The following is an 18,830-nucleotide window of genomic DNA, read 5'->3' as shown; positions in this document are numbered from 1 at the left end:
TGAGTCCCCGCACGGGTCGCTGCCGTGCGGCCGTTCCGACCGCCACGGGCGGCGTCGTCCCACCACTCACGGGGGTGGTGGGCCGGCGCCGGCCCGTGGCCTGTTCTCGTCCGTGCGCCCCGCGCCGCGGCGACCCTGGGAACCGCGCTCCGCTCCTCGTCGCTCCTGATCCTGCGACGGGCACGCCGGCGGAGCGGCCGGGAGACAGGGAACGGCGCCCACCGCGCCGTACGCGGCGGGGAGCGGATGGACCGGACACCAGACCAGCCGACCGCGCCGACCGGGGCGTTCGGTCCGGCGCTGCGCGAACTGCGTCTCAAGCGCGGCCTGTCGCTCGCCGCGCTGGCGCGCCGCACCCACTACAGCAAGGGGTACCTGAGCAAGATCGAGACGGGCGGCAAGCCGGTCAACGCCGACCTCGCCCGGCTCTGCGACGAGGCCCTGGACGCCGGGGGCGAACTGCTCGCCCTGCTGCCGCCCGTGCCCCCAGCGGGGGACGGCGACGCGGCGGCACCCTGTCCCTATCCCGGGCTGTCCGCCTACGGAACCGAGGACGCGGCGCGGTTCTTCGGGCGTGAACGGGCCGTCGCGGAGCTCCTGCGCCGCCTCGAACTGCGCGTCGGCGAGGGGCCGCTGGCCGTGGTCGCCCCGTCCGGGGCCGGGAAGTCGTCGCTGCTGCGGGCCGGTCTGGTTCCCGCCCTGGCCGGAGGGCCGTACGGGCACTGGCCGGTCGTGGTGTGCACACCGACCGCCCGGCCGCTGGACGCCCTGGCGCACGCGCTGCGCGCCGTGCCGCTCGCCGCCGGGCTCGACGACGGTCCGCCCGAGGGGGGAACGCACGCCGCCCGCGCGACCGCCCTCGTCGCGGCGATCGGCGCCCGGGCCGGGGACACGGGACTGGTCGTCGTGGTCGACCAGTTCGAGGAAACCTTCACCCTGTGCGACGACGAGGCCGAGCGGCGCGCCTTCATCGCCGCCCTCACGGGCCTCGCGGCGTCCCGCGAGGCCGCCGTCGTCCTCGGGATCCGCGCCGACGTCACCGGCCGCTGCCTGGAGCACCCCGCGCTCGTACCGGTCGTCAGCGACGGCCTGTTCGCGCTGGGTGCCATGAGCCCCGGGGAGTTGCGCGCGTGCATCATGCGGCCCGCCGAGGAGGAGGGCACCGAGCTCGAACCCGGCCTGGTCGAGGTGCTGTTGCGGGACCTCGGCGCGCAGGCACCGGGCGGCGTGGCGGACGGGGACGACACCGCTCCCGGCGGCTCTCCGGGATCGCTCCCGCTGCTGGCCCACGCCCTGATGGCCACCTGGCGGCAGCGGTCGGGCCGCACCATGACCGTGGCGGGCTACCTTGCCGCGGGCGGCATCCACGGCTCCGTCGCGACCGCCGCCGAGGCCCTGTTCACGTCGCTGTCGCCGGCCGAACAGGAGGCCGCCCGCCGGCTGCTGCTGCGCCTCGTGCGGGTCGGCGAGGACAACGAGCAGTCCCGGCGCCCCCGCGGCACCGCGGACCTCCTCGACGGGCTGCCCGACGCAGAGGCGGCCCGTACCGCGCTGGACGCCTTCGTCGCCGCGCGGCTGCTGACCGTGGACGCCGACCATGTGGAGATCGTCCACGAGGCGCTGCTGCGCGCCTGGCCGCGGCTGCGGACCTGGGTGCACGCCGCCCGCGCCGACCTGCTGCTGCACCAGCAGCTCACGGCGGCCGCCCGCGAGTGGGAACGCGAGGGCCGCGACCCCGGGCTGCTCTACCGTGGCACCCGGCTGGCCGCCACCCGCGAGTGGGCGGCGGGACCCGGCCGCCGGCCCGGTGAACTCAGTCCGCTCGAAGCCGACTTCCTCGCCGCCTCCACCGGCGAGGAGGATCTGCGCCGACTCCTCGTACGCCGCAGGGCCCGGCAGCAGCGCATGGGCGTGGTCGTGCTGGCGGTCCTGCTCGTCCTCGCGGTACTGGCCGGCGGCGTGGCGGTGGAGCAGCGGTTCGCCGCCGACCAGCAGCGCGCCACCGCGCTCTCGCAGGCCATGGCGGCACACTCGGCCCAACTGGCCGTGGGCCGCCCGGAGGCGGCGATGCTGCTGGCCGAGGCCGCCTACCGCACCGCGCACACCACCGAGGCCCGCGGGGCGCTGCTCAGCACACAGGCCGACACCTTCGCCGGGCGGCTCACCGGGCACACCGCCGCCGTCAACTCGGTGGTGTTCTCGCCCGACCGGCGGCTGCTGGCCTCGGCTGGCTCCGACCGCACGGTGCGGCTGTGGCACGTCGCCTCCCGGACCGGCGCCGCGGTGCTGACCGGGCACCGGGGACCCGTCCGGTCGGTGGTCTTCTCGCCCGACGGGCGGCTGCTCGCCTCGGGGAGCACCGACGGCACCATCCGGCTGTGGTCGGTGCCGCGACGCCGTGCGCTCGCCGTCCTGGCGGCCCATCAGGGAGCCGTACGCGCCGTGGCGTTCGCCCCAGACGGGCGCACGCTGGCATCGGCCGGCGGTGACGGCACGGTGTGCCTGTGGGACGTCGCCACTCGCCGCAGGACCGCCGTCCTCACCGGCCACACGGACGAGGTTCTCGCGCTGGCCTTCCGGCCCCGGGGCTCGCTGCTCGCCTCGGCCGGGGCGGACCGCACCGTGCGGCTGTGGGACACCCGGACCCGCCGGAACGTGGCCGTCCTGCGCGGCCACGGCGGCGACGTGCTGGCCCTCGCGTTCAGCCCCGACGGGCGCACCCTGGCCAGCGGCGGCGCCGACCGCACCGTGCGGCTGTGGGACGTCACCGGCCCGCGCCGCACGGCGACGCTCACCGGCCACGACGACGACGTGAACGGCCTCGCCTTCGGCCCCGGCGGCCACACCGTCCTCTCGGCCGGCGGCGACGGCACCGTCATCCGCTGGGACACCCGCACCCACCTGCAGGTCGGCACCCTCACCGGCCACACCGACTACGTGCTCTCCGTCGCCGTGGCCCCCGACGGCGACATGGTCGCGAGCGCGGGCTTCGACAGGACCGTCGTGCTGTGGGACCTGCGCCGCAGCACCCTGGCCGGCACCCCCGTCACCGAGGTGTGGAAGGCCGCGTTCAGCCCCGACGGGCGGTCCCTGGCCTCGGCCGGGGGCGACGGCACCGTACGGGTCTGGGACATGGCCCGGCACGTCCCCGCGTACACGCTCACCGGCCACAGCGGGCCGGTCTACGACGTCGCGTTCAGTCCGGACGGCCGGTGGCTCGCCTCGGCGGGGGCCGACCGCACCGTGCGGCTGTGGGACACCCGGACGCGGCGGAGCGCCGCCGTCCTGCGCGGCCACGAGGGCGCCGTGTTCGCCCTCGCGTTCAGCCCCGACGGGCGGACCCTGGCGACCGGCTCCGCCGACCGCACGGTCCGCCTCTGGGACACCGCCGCCCGACGCCAGGTGGCCGTCCTCGCCGGGCACACCGACTTCGTGAACTGCGTCGCCTTCAGCCCGGACGGCCGCCGGCTGGCCAGTGGCAGCGACGACCTGACGCTGCGGCTGTGGGACACCGGGACCCGACGTGCCGATGCCGTCCTCAACGGGCACACCGGCTCCGTGCGGGGCGTCGCCTTCGCGCCGGACGGGCGGACGCTCGCCAGCAGCGGCAACGACGGCACCGTGCGGCTCTGGGACGTGCCGCACGCGCGCGCGGCGGGCGTCCTCACCAGCCACACCGGCTCCGTGCGCGGTGTCGCCTTCGCGCCGGACGGACGCACCCTCGCCAGCAGCGGCAACGACCGCACCGTCCGGCTCTGGGACCCGGCGGCACGGCGGCTCACCGCGACCCTGACCGGCCACACCCGGGCCGCGTGGAGCGTCGCCTTCAGCCCGGACGGGGCGACCGTGGCCAGCGCCGGCAACGACGGCACGATCCGGCTCTGGGACCCCGACGTCCACCACCGCACCGCCCGCCTGTGCCGCCTGGCGGGCCCCTCCGACCGCCAGCGCTGGCGGCGCCTGCTCCCCGACTACGCCTGGCCGGGGGCCTGCGGGAGTTGACGGTGCGTGGGCGCGCTCCGCGTGCCGCTGTCGGCCGCGGCAGGGGCGTCGGTGTCCGCCGTGTCCCGGGCCGGTCGTGCGGGTCGGGGGTTCTCTCCGGCCGGCGGTGGCGGGCTGTTCGTGCTGGTCTCGGCTGGGGCCGGGCGTTGGTCGGCGCCGTGTCCGGGACCGGTGGTGCCGGTGGGTGGGTTCGGTCCTGTCGGCAGTGTCCGGCGTGTGATGACGTCCGGCCGGAGGCTTGCCGGAGCACACGTCGGGGGCGAGCTCTGTGCGCCACTGTACGTCGGCCGGGGCGCCGCGTCCTGCGTCGTGCGGGTCGACTGGGCCTGTCGGCGTGGTCCTTCGACTCCCGGCGTCAGCGGCGTCTGCTGCCCGGCCGGGCCCCGGCCCCGGTGGGCCCGCCTGCGTTGGCCGTGCCCGCTGCCAGATGACGCCTGGCGAGTCGTACCTTGGCGGACTCGCCGGCAGCGGCCCTCGTTCCCGTCGGCAGGGCAGCCGGCCGCCACCGCCCGCGGCGGGACCGTCCGCATCCCCGTGCCGCGTACCCCCTCGCACCGGCCACCGCGCGGGACGGCATCCGGCGCTTCGCGCGCTCCGCGTCGCCGCGCGGAAAACCCGGTGACCCGGGCGCGTGCCGCCCGCTACGCTCGCGATCGATCACGCGCCGCCCCGAGACCGCGGCGTGTTCCGTGCCGAACGAGGGGAGCCGGGCCGTGCGTTGCCGCACCGCAGCCGTCGTTCCCCCGTCAGGCCACGAGGTGATCCTGGTGTCTTCCGCGGCCCGGTGCCGGCCGCGCGGCCCGCACCGGACGCCCGCGACGACTTTCTGATCCCCCGCACGACCGCGGCCCGAAGGCAGGGCCGCCGGCCGGGTACGCCCTGCCGCCCCCAGGTCACCGCGGAGGTCCCGACGCCCCCTTGCCGGGGCGTCCCGTCCGGGAATCGCGCCGCCCCTCCCGATCGCACCTGATCACCCGAAAGGCAACGGGCCATGCGCACCGTCCACCCCCTGCCCGCCGTCCGAACCGTCCGCACCGTCCGCAATCTGGGCATCCTCGCCCACGTCGACGCCGGCAAGACCACCGTCACCGAGCGGATCCTGTACGTCACCGGCGTCACCTACAAGCGCGGCGAGGTCCACGACGGCACGACCGTCACCGACTTCGACCCGCAGGAGCGCGACCGCGGCATCACCATCTTCGCCGCTGCGGTGAGCTGCGACTGGGACGGTCACCGGCTCAACCTCATCGACACACCGGGCCATGTCGACTTCTCCGACGAGGTGGAACGCTCCTTGCGCGTGCTCGACGGCGCGGTCGCGGTCTTCGACGCCGTCGCGGGCGTCGAGCCGCAGAGCGAGTCGGTGTGGCGGCAGGCCGACCGGCACGGCGTGCCGCGGATCGCGTTCGTGAACAAGCTGGACCGCGCCGGGGCCGACCTGGACACGGCGGTGGCGTCGATCCACGACCGGCTGCACGTCGTCCCGCTGGTGGTCCAGCTGCCGATCGGGCGCGAGGACGGCTTCACCGGGGTGGTGGACCTGCTCCGCATGCGCGCGCTCACGTGGCGGGCCGGCGGCGCGGCGTACGAGGACGGCGAGGTGCCCGGCGGCCTCCGCGAGGAGGCCGGGCGCCGGAGACGGCTGCTGGAGGAGACGGTGGCCGGGCTGCACCAGGCCGCGCTGGAGGAGTTCTGCGCGGACGGGCGGCTGACGGAGGCGACGCTGCGCACGGCGTTGCGCGACCTGACCCGTACCGGGGAGGGCGTGGTCGTGCTGTGCGGATCGGCCTACCGGGACCGCGGCATCGAGCCGCTGCTGGACGCCGTGGTGGCGTACCTGCCGTCACCGCTGGACGTCCCGCCGGTGCGTACGGCGGCCGACCCGCGGCAGCCGTTCGCCGCCCTGGTGTTCAAGGTCGCCGCGAGCGCGACGGGACGGCTGACCTATGTGCGGGTGTACGAGGGAACGCTGAGAAAGGGGGACACGGTGCTGGACGCACGGGCCGGGCGCACCGAGCGCGTCGGGCGCATCCTGCGGGTCCAGGCGGACCGGCATGTCGACGTCGACCGCGCGGTGGCCGGGGACATCGTCGCGGTCGTCGGGGTGAAGGCGGCCGGCGCCGGCGCGACGCTGTGCGATCCGGCGGCGCCCCTGGTCCTCGAACCGCCCGGAACGGCCGAGCCGGTCGTCACCGTCGCGGTCGAGGCGCGGCGGAGCGGTGACACGGAGCGGCTGGCGGCGGCACTGGCCCGGCTCGTGGAGGAGGACCCGTCGCTGACGGTCCGGACCGACCCGGAGACGGGTCAGACCGTGCTGTCCGGCATGGGTGAACTGCACCTGGAGGTCGCGGTGGAGAAGGTGCGCCGCGCCCACGGGCTGGAGGTCGGCGTCGGCCGCCCGCAGGTCGCCCATCGCGAGACCGTGGTGCGCGGCGTGGCCGGGTGGGTGCACCGGCACGTCAAACAGGACGGCGGCGCGGGCCAGTTCGCCCAGGTGGTGATCGACGTGGAGCCCCACGACGAGGACTTCGTGTTCGTCTCGGCGGTCACCGGCGGCCGGGTGCCCAGGGAGTACGTCCGGGCGGTCGAGGCCGGCTGCCGGGACGCCCTGGCCGAGGGGCCGCTCGGCGGCCACCGGGTCACCGGCCTGCGGGTCACGCTCACCGACGGGGCCACGCACGTGAAGGACTCCTCGGAGGCGGCCTTCCGCGCGGCGGGCCGGTTCGCGCTCCGTGACGCGTTGCGCGCGGGCGGGACGGTCCTGCTGGAGCCGGTGGCCGAGGTCACCGTCACCGTGCCCGGCGACGCGGTCGGCGCGGTGCTCGGCGATCTGGCGGCCCGCCGCGGCCGTGTCACCGGCCAGTCGGCCCGGGCGGGCACGGCCGTGCTGACCGCGACCGTCCCGCTGGCCGAGCTGTTCGGATACGCGACCCGGCTGCGCGGCCGCACCCAGGGCCGCGGCACGTTCACCGCCCGGGCCGGCGGCTATGCCCGGGTGCCGGACGGCGTGCGGTAGGTCGCGGGGCCGGTCCCGCCCCCACCACGTGGTGGGAGCGGGACCGGCCGCCGCGTGCGCCGTTCCGGTGCGCGGGGCGCCGCCCAAGGCGGGGCGCGATGCTTCCCGTTGTCCGGTCCGCGACATGCGCGCGGGGTGACCACTGCGGCAGGATGGTGAAGATCGCGCACGGACGAGGGATGTCCGGCGCGCTTTCTCGACGTCCCCAGAGCGATAAGGCGACAAGTGACGACACAGCACGTCCCCCGTCCCGTGGGTGGATCCGTACGCACGGCGGGAGCGGGCCGGTGAACCGTGCGCTGACGATGCACGACCTGATGGTCGCCGGCGCCTGGTTCGGCGCGGGCCTGGTGGCGGCGCTGGCGCTGCGGCTGGCGCTGCGCTGGCTCGGCGAACGGGCGACCCGGACGCGGTGGGACGGTGACGACATCGTCGTCACCGCGCTGCGCACCCTGGTGCCGTGGTCGGTCCTGGGGGCCGGGGCGTGGGCGGGCGCCGCCGCGCTCCCGCTGCAGCACGCGGTGGACCGCACGGTCAACCAGGTCCTGGTCGCCCTGCTGATCCTCGCCGCCTCGGTCGCCGCCGCGCGCATGGTGGCCGAGACGGTGCGGTCGGTCGCGCTGTCGCGGTCCGGCGTGGCGGCCTCGGCGACGATCTTCGTCAACATCACCCGCGTCGCGGTGCTGGCCATGGGCGGCCTGGTACTGCTCCAGACGCTCGGCATCTCCGTGGCGCCGCTGATAACGGCCCTGGGCGTCGGCGGTCTCGCCGTCGCCCTCGCGCTGCAGGACACCCTCGCCAACCTCTTCGCCGGCGTGCACATCCTCGCCTCCAAGACCGTGCAGCCCGGTGACTACATCCGGCTGAGCAGCGGCGAGGAGGGCTACGTCGTCGACATCAACTGGCGCAACACCGTGGTGCGCCAGCTCTCCGACAACCTGGTGATCATCCCCAACGCCAAGCTGGCCGGCGCGATCGCCACCAACTACCACCAGCCCGAGCAGCAGATGTCGCTCATCGTGCAGGCGGGCGTCGGCTACGGCAACGACCTGGAGCACGTGGAGCGGGTGACGGTCGAGGTCGCGGCCGAGGTGATGGCGGGCGTCGAGGGCGGCGTGCCCGCGCACGAACCGGCGGTGCGGTTCCACACCTTCGGCGAGTCCCGCATCGACTTCTCGGTGATCCTGCGGACCTCCGAGTACGGAGAGCAGTACCGGATCAAGCACGAGTTCCTCAAACGCCTGCACCGCCGCTACCAGGAGGAGGGCATCGAGATTTCCTACCCCACCCGCACGGTGATGCTCCGTCAGGAGGACGGCAAGGGGGGCTCGGCCGGGGTCGCCCTGCCGCGCCAGCGCGACACGGCGCAGGCCCCGGATCAGCGCATCTGAGGCTGCCGGACCGGGTGGCGCGCCCCTCCCGGGGCGAAGTCGCAGAGCCCGTCGATGAGTTCGACGGCACTGTCGGTGAGGGCGGCCGCCTCGTACGCGTTGTCGCAGGCCACCAGTTCGCGGCCGATCTCCGCGATGGTCGTGGTCAGGGCGATGAGCAGCGCGCGGTCGCCCGGCTCCTCCCGGCTGGTGCCGAGCAGGGTCGCGTTGTGGTGGATCCAGGTCCGCAGGTTCCGGCGGCCCATCACGTCGAAGCCCGGCGGGGTGTCGCCGGTATAGAAGAGCTTGGCCATCTCGCGCCGGGCCCAGGTGTGTTCCAGGTAGGCGCGGGCGCCGGTGAGGAAGAGCGCGCGGGGGTGGCTCCCGCCGGCCGCGCGGCACCGGGCCACGGCCTGCGCGGCGGCGTGGGCCTGCGCGGCGCGGAACTCTTCCCAGAGCGCCAGGAAGAGGTCGGCCTTGCCGTCGAAGTGGTGGTAGAGGCCGCCCACGCTGGCGTCCGCGCGGCGCACCACCTCGGCTATGCCGGCGGCGTTGTAGCCGGCCTCGCCGAAGACCTCCCGCGCGGCCTTGAGCAGGGCCTGGCGGGTGGTCTCGGCGCGGCTGGGCGTCCGGGCCGGCGCGGTCGCGGGGGCGGCCGCGGGCCCGGGACCCGGGTCCGCGGCCGGGGCGTCAGGGGAAGCGCCGACGAGCGGCTCGTCGCCCTGTGCGTCGCCCATACCGGGACCCCTCGTCCGTCGTCACTGCCTGGTGGGGCAGAACACTACCCTTCGGTCTCTTCGGTCCCTTCGGTCAGGATGCCGGGATGCCGTCGGCGGGCGCCTCGGGCGGCGCGGTGGTGTACTCCGTGATCGGGCCGGTCCCGCTGTCGGTGACCAGCGGTGCGCCCTCCAGGCTGATCTGCGATCCCTTCAGCGTGCCGATCTGCACCCCGGTGTAGCCGGCGTGGGAGTCGGCGCTGAAGCGGAACGGCACCAGGCCGGGGCCGGTGAAGCCGCCCTTCTCCACGGCCTTGACCAGCGACTCGCGCGTGGGGTCCTTCCCGGCGCCCTTGAGGGCCTGCACGAAGGTGTAGGCCATGGACATCCCGAACTCCACGTTGCCCTCGAAGGGCGTCTTGGGGATGTACTTGTCGTGAATCGAACGGAACAGCTTGATCCAGCTGTTGGAGGTGTCCGTGGTCGGCGGCATGTAGGTGTCGGTGATGATGCCGTCCATCAGCGCGGCGACGTCGGCGGTGCCGCCCGCCTTCTTCACGTACGCGTCCAGCAGACCGCCCAGCGTGGTCGGGTCGGAGCCGACGTTGGTCACCACCAGCTGCGGGTTGTAGCGCAGCTTGACCGAGGTGAGCTTGAACAGCGCCGTGTAGCTGGGGATGGTGAACAGCACGACGACATCGGCCTTCTTGGCGGCGATGGCCGCGACCTGCGGGCTGATGTCGGTGCCGCCGGGCTGGTAGCTCTGCCGGCTGACGACCTGGTCGGCCGGGATGAACTGGTCGAGCCCTGCCACGCCGTCCTTGCCGAAGTCGTCGCCCTGGTAGAAGTACGCGATCTTCTTGCCGGCGAAGTGCTCCTTGATGTACTGGCCGAGGATCTTGCCCTCGACGACGTAGTCGGGCTGCCAGCCGAAGGTCTGCGGGTGCTTCTTCGGCTCGTCCCAGCAGCGGCAGCCGGAGGAGACGAACAGGTCGGGCACGCGCTGGGCGTTGAGGAAGTCCACCACCTTGGTGTGCGTCGGGGTGCCGAGCCCGCCGAGCATCGCGAAGACCCGGTCCTGCAGGACGAGTTCCTTGGTGATCTTCACTGTCTCGGTCGGGTTGTACGCGTCGTCCCGGTACCGGAAGTCGATCTTGCGGCCGTTGACCCCGCCGTGGTCGTTGACGTAGTCGAAGTACGCCTTCGCCCCCTGCGAGACGTTGCTGTAGCCAGGAGCCGCCGGACCGGTGAGCGGCTGGTGGCTGCCGATGACGATGCTGTCCTTGGTGACGCCCGGCGCCGAACCGCCGCCGGAGTCGCCACCGCACGCGGTGAGGGCGAGCGCGAGGACGGCCGCCGCGGCCGTGGCGCGCAGATGCAGGCGTGAGCGGAGTGCGGTGCGGAGACTTCTTCTCATGGCCCCTCCTGGAACCGAATCGGATTCGGTGGGTGATGGACGGATGTGCGGGGTCGTGCGTCAAGGGGGAGAGCGGTCAGGACGGGGCGCGACGCCCCGCCCGCAACCGCCGGGCGAGCCGGACCAGGGCGCCCTGGATGCCCTGCGGGAAGACGAGCATCGACAGGACGAGGACGAGGCCGAACAGGGCGAGCGGCAGATTCGCGTAGAAGCCCCGTGACAGGTGCAGCGCGTCCGCGACGTCCCCGGTCCAGGTGGGGAGCAGGACGAGCGCGATCGACCCGTAGACCGCGCCCGCGAGGCTGCCCAGCCCGCCGAGCACCGCCCCGGTCAGCAGCGACAGCGACAGGGCCAGCGGGAACGCCCCGGGTGCCGCCAGCGAACTGACCACCGCGAGCAGGCCGCCGCCCAGGCCCGCGCAGGCGGCGCTGACGACGAAGGCGAGCACCCGCAGCCGGGCCACGGGGATGCCGGCGAGCGCCGCCGCGTCCTCGTCGTCCCGGATCGCCCGCCACGACCGGCCCACCCGGCTGCGGCCGAGGTCGGCGAGGAGGACCAGGACGACCACCGCGCACAGCAGGCAGATCCACGCCTGCCAGCGCTCCAGCGGGAAGTACGCGCCGAGCGCCGCGGGCGGCGGGGGAGTGGCCACCACCAGGCCGTTCTCGCCGCCGAGCAGGTCCGACAGGTGCCGGTAGTTGGCCAGGGCGGGCAGGCCCACCGCCAGGGTCAGCGTCGCGCCCGCGAGGTACGGGCCCTGCAGCCGGGCCGCCGCGGTGCCGACGAGGGCGCCGACCGCGGCCGTGACCGCCGTGCCGGCCACCAGGGCCACCGGCAGCGGCCAGGCCAGGTTGGTGAGGAACAGCCCGGTGCCGTAGGCGCCGACCGCCATCAGGGCGCCGTGGCCCAGCGAGATCTGGCCGTTGAGACCGGTCAGCACCGTCAGCCCGGCGACCGCGCACACGTAGGTCGCGATGTTGGCGACCTGGAGGTCCTGGAACGGCGGCAGGGCGGCGGTGACGGCGCACAGCACGATCAGGGCCAGAGCGCCGGGCAGCAGGTGCCGGACCAGCGTCCGGTCGAGTGCCGGGCGCAGCCACGCGGGCCGGCCCGGGGCGGAGGCCGCGGCGGCTGGGGGCTTCGTCGTGCCGGCCGAGTCGTTGGTGTCGTTGGTGTCGGTCGTCTCGGTCATGGCGCCTCAGACCCGTCGCACGGAGGTACGCGAGAACAGCCCGTTCGGCCGCACCATGAGCACCGCCATCAGCACCACCAGCGCGCCCAGCAGGGCCACTTCGGAGCCCAGGTAGCCCGAGACGTAGCTCAGCGTCAGCCCGACCACCAGCCCGCCGACCACCGCGCCCGGCGGACTGTCCAGGCCGCCGACGACGGCCGCGGCGAAGCCGAAGACCAGCACCGCGTCGAACTGGTTGGGCCCGACGAACGTCGTCGGCGCGATCAGCACGCCGGCGAGCGCGCCGACCGCCCCGGCCAGCGCCCACCCCAGGGTGAGCACCCGTCCGACGCGCACACCGAACATCCGCGCCACCTCCGGCGCGAAGGCCGCGGCACGCATCCGCAGCCCCACCGGCGTGGCACGGAACAGGACGACCAGCAGGGCCATGACCACCAGCACGGCGCCGATGGTGAACAGGTCCGACGGCGACAGCAGCAGCCGCGCGCCGCCGATGCCGAACCCCTGGATGCCCAGCAGCGGCGGGAAGGAGCGCGGCGAGCCGCCCCACACCATCCCGGCGACCGCCTGGAGGAACAGCAGCAGGCCGAGGGTGACGATGACCGCGTTCATCGGCGGGGCGTTCTCCACCGGCCGCACCAGCAGCCGTTCCACCACCGCGCCCAGCAGGAAGCCGGCGGCCAGGGCCGCCAGCAGCCCGGCCCAGTAGGAACCCGTCGCGTGGATGACGCCGAGCGCCACGAAGGTCGTGATCATCAGCATGCCGCCCTGGGCGAAGTTGACGATCCGCGTCGCCCGCCAGATCAGCACCAGGGAGAGCGCGACCGCCGCGTAGACGATGCCGCTGCTCACCCCGCCGAGTGTCAGATTGATGAAATACATTCAGAACCCCAGATAGGCGTGGCGGAGGTCGTCCGCGGTGGCGAGACGGGCGGCCGCGTCGGCGGCGACGACCCGTCCCAGGTTCAGCACGACACCGTGGTCCGCGACGGACAGCGCGCTGCGCGCGTTCTGCTCCACGAGCAGCACGGTCAGTCCCTGCCGGTCCCGCAACTCCCGCAGGACGGCGAGGATCTGGGCGGTGACGCGGGGCGCGAGCCCGAGCGACGGCTCGTCGAGCAGCAGCAGCCGCGGCCGGGTCATCAGGGCGCGCCCGATGGCGAGCATCTGCCGTTCGCCGCCGGAGAGCGTCTCGGCGGGCCGGGCCCGGCGTTCGGCCAGCGCGGGGAAGAGCGCGTACACCTCGTCGAGCCCCTCGCCGAGCCTGGCCCCGCGCTCGGCGCGGCCGCGCCAGAGGCCGCCCAGGCGCAGGTTGTCGTGGACGCTCAGTTCGGTGATCACCCCGCGGCCCTCGGGCACATGGGCGAGTCCGCGGCGGACGGCGTCCTCCACCGGAAGGCGGGTGATGTCCGCGCCGTCCAGCACGATCCGCCCGGCGCGCGGCCGGACCAGCCCGTGGACCGCGCGCAGCAGGGTGGTCTTCCCGGCGCCGTTGGCCCCGAGGACGGCGGTGATGGAGCCCTGGTCCACCGTCAGGGAGACCTCGTCCAGGGCCCGGACCATGCCGTAGTGGACGGCGAGGCCGTCGATCTCAAGCACGGGAGGACTCCTCTCGCGTCGCGTGCGGTGTCTCCTCGGTGACCTCGTCGCCGAGGTAGGCCTCGGTGACGAGCGGGTCGTCGCGCACCTCGTCGGGCGTCCCCTGGGCGATGGCACGGCCGAAGTCCAGGACCAGGACCCGGTCGCAGACGCTCATCACGAGGTCCATGTGGTGCTCGACGATGACGACCGCCATCCGCTCCCGCAGGCCGCCGATCACCTCGCCGAGCCGGCGCATCTCCGCCTCGGACAGCCCGGAGGCCGGTTCGTCGAGCAGCAGCAGGCGCGGCTCCCCGGCCAGCGCGCGGGCCAGCGCCACCTGTTTCTGCACGCCGTAGGGGAGTTCGCCGGGCAGCCGGCCGGCGACGTCCTCCGCCCCGAGTTCGCGCAGTACCGCCAGGGCGCGGTGCCGCAGCAGGCGTTCGTCACGGTCGGAACGGGGCAGCCCGAGCAGCGCCGAGGCGAAGCCCGCCCGGGCGTGCCGGGTGGCGCCCACCATCACGTTCTCCAGCACGGTCAGCCGGGGGAACAGGCCGAGCCCTTGGAGCGTGCGGGCGATGCCCAGCCGGGCCAGCTGGTGCGGGCGCGGCCAGGACACCGGGCGGTCCTGCCAGTACAGCGTGCCGGCGGCGGGGCGCACGAAGCCGCAGACGGCGTTGAACAGGGTGGTCTTGCCGGCGCCGTTGGGCCCGATCACGCCGAGCACTTCGCCGGGCCGGACCGACAAGGACACCGCGTCGAGCGCGGACAGACCACCGAAGGAGACTTTGAGGTCGTCGATCCGCAGGAGGCTTTCCACCAGTCACCCTTCCTAGGGGAGTTCGGCGGGGCGGGAGAAGAGGGACAGGGGCCGGTGCCTTCCGGAACCGGAACCGGAACCCGAACGGGGACCAGCACCAGCACCGGACGAGAACCAGAATCAGAATCGGATTCGGTCGTGCGCGGGCTGCGTCCGGGACCGCGGACCGCGACGGCCCGCGGCGCTCGGCCGGTTCAGCCGGGCACGGCAGGACGGGCATGCGCGGACGGATGGTGCCGGGTGTCGCCGAAGTACGTCGTCACGTGGTCTCCCAGCGGGCAGGGCCGGTACGCCCCCGGGGGCGCTCCGGGGTGGCCGCACGATACCGACTGGTCGGCATGTCGTGAAGAGGGGCGGCAGGTCACGGTTTTGAAGCGGTCTTGACTCAACTGCCGCGGCCACCCGGCCCATAGCGCCCGCAGCACCGCGTTTCCGGGTGGCAGTGCGCCGAGGCGCCCGTTCCCGGGGTGGCGCCCGTGACGGCCGATCCGGCCGGTGGCGGGTCCCGCTGACCAGGGGCGGTCAGACGGGTCGCGCCGGCACCGTCAGCTCGCTCCAGACCTGCTTGCCGCCGCTGAGCGGCACCGTGCCCCACGCCGTGGACACCGCCTCGACGAGGAGGATGCCGCGGCCGCCGGTGTCCTGCCAGCTGACGATGGCGGGCTTCACGGGGGTGCGGGGAGAGGCGTCACCGACCGCGATGCGCAGCCGGTCGCCGATGAGGGTGAGGTCGAGCCGGACCTGCCCGTCGGTGTGGACCAGGGCGTTGGTGACGAGTTCGGACACCACCAGGAGCGCGGTGTCCACCTCGTCGCCCGGCAGCCCCCACGACCGCAGCGTCCGGCCGGTGAAACGACGGGCGTGCGACGCGGCGTCGGGCAGCCGCCACACCGTCCAGCTCTCACGGACGGGCTTGACCGCCATGCCGTCGTAACGCATGAGCAGCAGGGCGATGTCGTCGCCGCGGGTGGCGCCGTCCAGCAGGGCGTCGGCCATCAGGCCCAGGTGGCCCGGGTCGGTGCCGGACAGCGTCGTGGAAAGGCGCCGCATGCCCTCGTCGTAGTGGAGCTCGGTGGACTCCACCAGCCCGTCGGTGGTCAGCGCCAGTACGGTGCCCGGGCGCAGGCGCAGCGGGATCAACGGGAAGTCGGCGTGCGCGATGACCCCGAGCGGCGGCCCACCGTCGCCCTCCACCGTCTCCGTCCCGCCGTCGGGCAGCCGCAGGACCGGGGGCAGGTGACCGGCGCGGACACACCAGCCGCTGCCCTCCTCCATGTCGATGGACACGTAGCAGCACGTGGCGAACAGATCGGTCTCCATGCCCATGAGCAGCCGGTTGGCGTGCGAGACGACGACGTCGGGAGGGTGCCCCTCCACCGCGTACGCGCGGATCGCCGTGCGCATCTGGCCCATGAGCGTGGCCGCGCCCGCGTTGTGCCCCTGCACGTCGCCGATGACCAGGGCGACGTGGTGGTCCTGCAGGTGGATGACGTCGTACCAGTCGCCGCCGACCTCCAGGCCGCCGGTGGTCGGCAGATAGCGGGCGACGGCGATGCCGCCGGGCAGTTCGGGCAGCCGGCGGGGGAGCAGGGTGCGCTGGAGGGTGGCGACGAGTTCGTGCTCGGCGTCGAAGGCCCGTACCCGGACCAGCGCCTGGCCCGCGAGACCGGCGGCCGCGGTCAGCACCGCCCGTTCGTCGGGGGCGAATTCGTGCGGGGTGTCCCAGCCGATCAGACAGCACCCGACCACCCGCCCCGCGGCGGGCAGCGGCAGCACGGCCAGCCCTCCGGGGCCCACCCCGGACAGCGCGGGTTCCAGCGGCGTCCCCGGCGGGCAGAAGGCGATCCTGCCCTCGCGCAGCGCGGTCGCCAGCGTCGGCATCGAGCGGGTCGGCGCGTCCGGCCACTCCGTGCGCCACTCGCTGCGCCACACCTCGGGCCAGGCCGCCTGGTCCGCGGGGTCGAGCACGGTCACCACCAGCCGGTCGGTCTCGACCTCCGCCAGCGCGATCCGGTCGGCGCCGAGCGGTCCGCGCAGGGCCGTGGCCACGACCTGGCTGACCTCCTGGACCGTCGAGGCGTTCGACAGATCGGTCGCCAGTTGCTGGATCCGGCCCACGTCGTTGACCCCGGAGCGCAGCCGTGAGGTGTCGCCGACGGTGCCCACCAGCCGCGCGGGGCGGCCGTCCGGGGCGAGTACCACGTGCCCGCGCAGCCGCAGCCAGCGCAGTTCACCGGAGGGCCGGCGGATGCGGAACTCCAACTCGCGTTCGCCGGTCGCCATATGACCGGCCTCGACGACGGACATGACGGTCGGCAGGTCCTCCGGCACGGTCAGCGCCAGCAGGGTGTCCACCCGGCCGTCGAAGTCCGCCGGGGCCAGTCCGAACAGTGCCAGGACCTCGTCGTCCACCTGGATCCGCCCGGTGTCCATGGCGAGGTCGAAGTCGCGGGCCCCGCGGTCGGGCCGCGCCCCGGGCGGCTCGGGCGGCTCGTCGGTCGCTGACTCCTGCCCGGGGCAGGCCACGGCCCCGGCGTAGAGCTCCAGGCACTGCCGGTCCTCGACGTCGAAGCCCGCCGGATCGTCGGTGACGGCGACCAGGCATCCCACGCCGTCCTCCCCGGCCCGCACCGGCAGCGCGATCAGCGGCGCGTCGAACGGGGCCGCCCCTTCCGGCGGCTCGCCCTCCGCCGGGGTGCCGGGGGCGTCCGGGACACCCGTGGTGGCGCTGACCGGCCGGTTCCGCCGGACGGCGACGGCCATGGGGGAGCCCCCGTCCGCCGGGTAACGCCCCCGCAGGCCGTACAGCGTGCGCGGTACTCCCGCCGAGGCGGCCAGGCGCAGCTGCCCGCCCTCCTCGGCGGGAAGGTAGACGGCGACCAGCGTCGCGCCGGTGAAGACCAGCGCCTGTTCCATGACGGATCTGAGGCGTCCGGAGTGCTCCGGACCGGATCGGAGCGTCTTGAGCGCGAGCTCGGCCGACAGCGTCCGAACTCTGCGTCCCTTCGCGCCGTCGCTGACCACGACGTCATTACACCGTCTCCGGGGCGCCCGCGCAGCCCGTGTGCGCAGAATTGTCACGCTCGGGAGCCGGGGGCGACCAGTCCCTCCCGGAGCCGTTGCACCGCGGCGTCGGGCAGTCGCAGGCCGTGGCGCACATAGCCGGGCACGTCGCCCCAGCCCTCCGTCACCGTGCGCAGCGCCGCCTCCAGGTAGCGCGGGCGCACCTCGACGACCGCGTCCGCGATCCCCGGGTCGCCGCCGGCCGCCTCGAAACGGCGCAGTTCCGGCCCGAAGGCCTCGCGCACCGCGGGATTGACCGACAGGAACTCCCGCTCCACCACCGCGGGATCCGCGCCCAGCAGGGTCAGCAGGACCGTGCTCGCCCACCCGGTGCGGTCCTTGCCCGCCGCGCAGTGGAAGAGCACGGGGCGCGCCGCCGGGTCCGCCGCGGTCTCCAGCAGGGCGCAGAACGCGGAGCACGCCCGCGGGGACCGCACCATCCGCTCGTACGCCCGCGTCATCAGCTCCTCGGCCCGGCCTCCGCCGAGCTCCCGGCGCGCCCCCGCCGGGTCGCCGAGCAGGGCGGGCAGCCGTGCGGCCGGCAGGTCGGGGCGGTCGCCCAGGACGTCGGCGACGAACAGCCGCGCGCCCTCGGGGAGGACGTCGGGGGCGCCGGCCCGCTCCTCGTGGGTGCGCAGGTCGACCACCGTACGGATGCCGAGCCCCGCGACGTCCGGGTCGGCGCCGGCGTCGTAGCGGTCGAGCGGGCCGGAGCGCAGCACCACCCCGGGGCGCACCACCCGTCCCGGGCCCGCGCCGGACAGCGGGATCCCGCCGAGGTCCCGCAGGTTCACCACGGTCCCGGCGTCGATGGCGCTCCCGGTAGCCATGTGCTCATGGTGCGACGGGCGGGCCGCCCGCGCGATTCAGCGGCCGGGGAAGGTGTAGGTGTAGCCGGCCGCGTCGAGGCGGTCGAGCAGGGTCCCCAGGGCCTGGACGGTCTGCGACCGGTCGCCGCCGCCGTCGTGCATGAGGATGATCCCGCCGGGCCGGAGCTCGGTGTTCACGTTCTTGAGGATGGAGTCGACACCGGGACGGCGCCAGTCCTCGGAGTCCACGGTCCAGCCGAGCGGGCGCAGGCCGTGGCCGGCGGCTATCGCGCGGATGGCGGGCGAGAAGTCGCCGCCCGGGGCGCGGTAGTACCAGACCGGGTCGCCGGGACCGGCGGCGCGCGATATCTCCTGCTGCGCGTCGACGATCTCGTGGCGGTTGTAGTCGGCGGACTTGCCGCTCTGGGCCTCGTCGTGGTGGACGGAGTGGTCGCAGAGCCGGTGACCGGCGGCGGTGATCTTCTTGACGAGGTCCGGGTGGGCCGTGGCGTTGGGGCCGATCTCGCAGAAGGTGGCCTTGGCGTGGTGCGCCGCGAGCACCTGGAGCACCTTCGGGGTCCACGTCGGGTCCGGTCCGTCGTCGAAGGTCAGCGCGACCGACTTCCCGCCGCCCTCCGCGCCGTGCTGGATGGACTGGTCGACGCGGCCGGCGGCAGGCGCGTGGGCCGGGGTGCCGGAGGTCGTGCGGTGCGGGGCCGGCGGGGTGGCGGAGCGTGCCGGGGCGGGCGCCGTGTGCGTCCGGTGCGCCGGGGCGGCGGCGCGGTGGTGCGTGGGCCGGGCGGGGGCCGGGGCCGGGGCGGTGGGGGCCGCGGGCGCCGTGCTGGCC

Annotated in this window: 12 protein-coding genes; 3 read left to right on the top strand and 9 right to left on the bottom strand. The window is 74.8% G+C overall.

All coding sequences use genetic code 11. The features are described from left to right. Window positions 1–246: 246 nt before the first annotated feature. The 3 genes from PV364_RS34715 to PV364_RS34705 all read left to right on the top strand — a co-directional run bounded on the left by PV364_RS34715 (window position 247) and on the right by PV364_RS34705 (window position 8,409). The gene (locus tag PV364_RS34715; protein ID WP_319664684.1) at window positions 247–4,002 is read left to right on the top strand and encodes a helix-turn-helix domain-containing protein; all 3,756 of its coding nucleotides are present in this window, start codon (window positions 247–249) and stop codon (window positions 4,000–4,002) included. A 991-nt stretch (window positions 4,003–4,993) separates the two neighbouring features. Next, complete coding sequence (gene fusA, locus PV364_RS34710; protein WP_319664683.1) at window positions 4,994–7,018, top strand: elongation factor G; 2,025 nt, start codon at window positions 4,994–4,996, stop codon at window positions 7,016–7,018. Window positions 7,019–7,305: 287 nt separating this feature from the next. Then, window positions 7,306–8,409 (top strand): mechanosensitive ion channel family protein, encoded by a 1,104-nt coding sequence (locus PV364_RS34705; RefSeq protein ID WP_319664681.1) that lies wholly within the window; start codon window positions 7,306–7,308, stop codon window positions 8,407–8,409. Here the strand turns inward: PV364_RS34705 and PV364_RS34700 are convergent. The 9 genes from PV364_RS34700 to PV364_RS34660 all read right to left on the bottom strand — a co-directional run. Then, the gene (locus tag PV364_RS34700; RefSeq protein WP_319664679.1) at window positions 8,397–9,125 is read right to left on the bottom strand and encodes a helix-turn-helix domain-containing protein; all 729 of its coding nucleotides are present in this window, start codon (window positions 9,123–9,125) and stop codon (window positions 8,397–8,399) included. The genes PV364_RS34705 and PV364_RS34700 overlap by 13 nt on opposite strands. Window positions 9,126–9,198: 73 nt before the next feature. After that, on the bottom strand, window positions 9,199–10,521 hold the full coding sequence (locus tag PV364_RS34695) for an ABC transporter substrate-binding protein (protein ID WP_319664678.1): 1,323 nt from the start codon (window positions 10,519–10,521) through the stop codon (window positions 9,199–9,201). A 76-nt stretch (window positions 10,522–10,597) separates the two neighbouring features. Further along, the gene (locus PV364_RS34690; RefSeq protein WP_319664677.1) at window positions 10,598–11,713 is read right to left on the bottom strand and encodes a branched-chain amino acid ABC transporter permease; all 1,116 of its coding nucleotides are present in this window, start codon (window positions 11,711–11,713) and stop codon (window positions 10,598–10,600) included. Window positions 11,714–11,719: 6 nt separating this feature from the next. After that, a complete protein-coding gene (locus tag PV364_RS34685; RefSeq protein WP_319664676.1) occupies window positions 11,720–12,565 on the bottom strand; it encodes a branched-chain amino acid ABC transporter permease in 846 nt (281 codons plus the stop codon). 30 nt (window positions 12,566–12,595) lie between these two features. Beyond that, a complete protein-coding gene (locus PV364_RS34680) occupies window positions 12,596–13,312 on the bottom strand; it encodes an ABC transporter ATP-binding protein (RefSeq protein WP_319664675.1) in 717 nt (238 codons plus the stop codon). Further along, window positions 13,305–14,111, bottom strand: coding sequence for an ABC transporter ATP-binding protein (locus tag PV364_RS34675; RefSeq protein WP_319664674.1), 807 nt, complete (start codon window positions 14,109–14,111; stop codon window positions 13,305–13,307). Before PV364_RS34675 ends, PV364_RS34680 begins: the two co-directional genes overlap by 8 nt. 522 nt (window positions 14,112–14,633) lie before the next feature. After that, window positions 14,634–17,135, bottom strand: a complete 2,502-nt coding sequence (locus PV364_RS34670; RefSeq protein ID WP_319664672.1) for a SpoIIE family protein phosphatase — start codon at window positions 17,133–17,135, stop codon at window positions 14,634–14,636. Between the two features lie 53 nt (window positions 17,136–17,188). After that, a complete protein-coding gene (locus PV364_RS34665) occupies window positions 17,189–18,004 on the bottom strand; it encodes a tyrosine-protein phosphatase (RefSeq protein WP_319664671.1) in 816 nt (271 codons plus the stop codon). Between the two features lie 36 nt (window positions 18,005–18,040). After that, the coding region (locus PV364_RS34660; protein ID WP_319664670.1) for a polysaccharide deacetylase family protein at window positions 18,041–18,830 on the bottom strand (790 nt) is incomplete at its 5' end.

The organism is Streptomyces sp. MI02-7b (genome assembly GCF_033793585.1).
Lineage (GTDB): Bacteria > Actinomycetota > Actinomycetes > Streptomycetales > Streptomycetaceae > Actinacidiphila.
The sequence above is the reverse complement of the archived record's forward strand: the minus strand, read 5'-3'. Positions and strand labels throughout refer to the sequence as shown.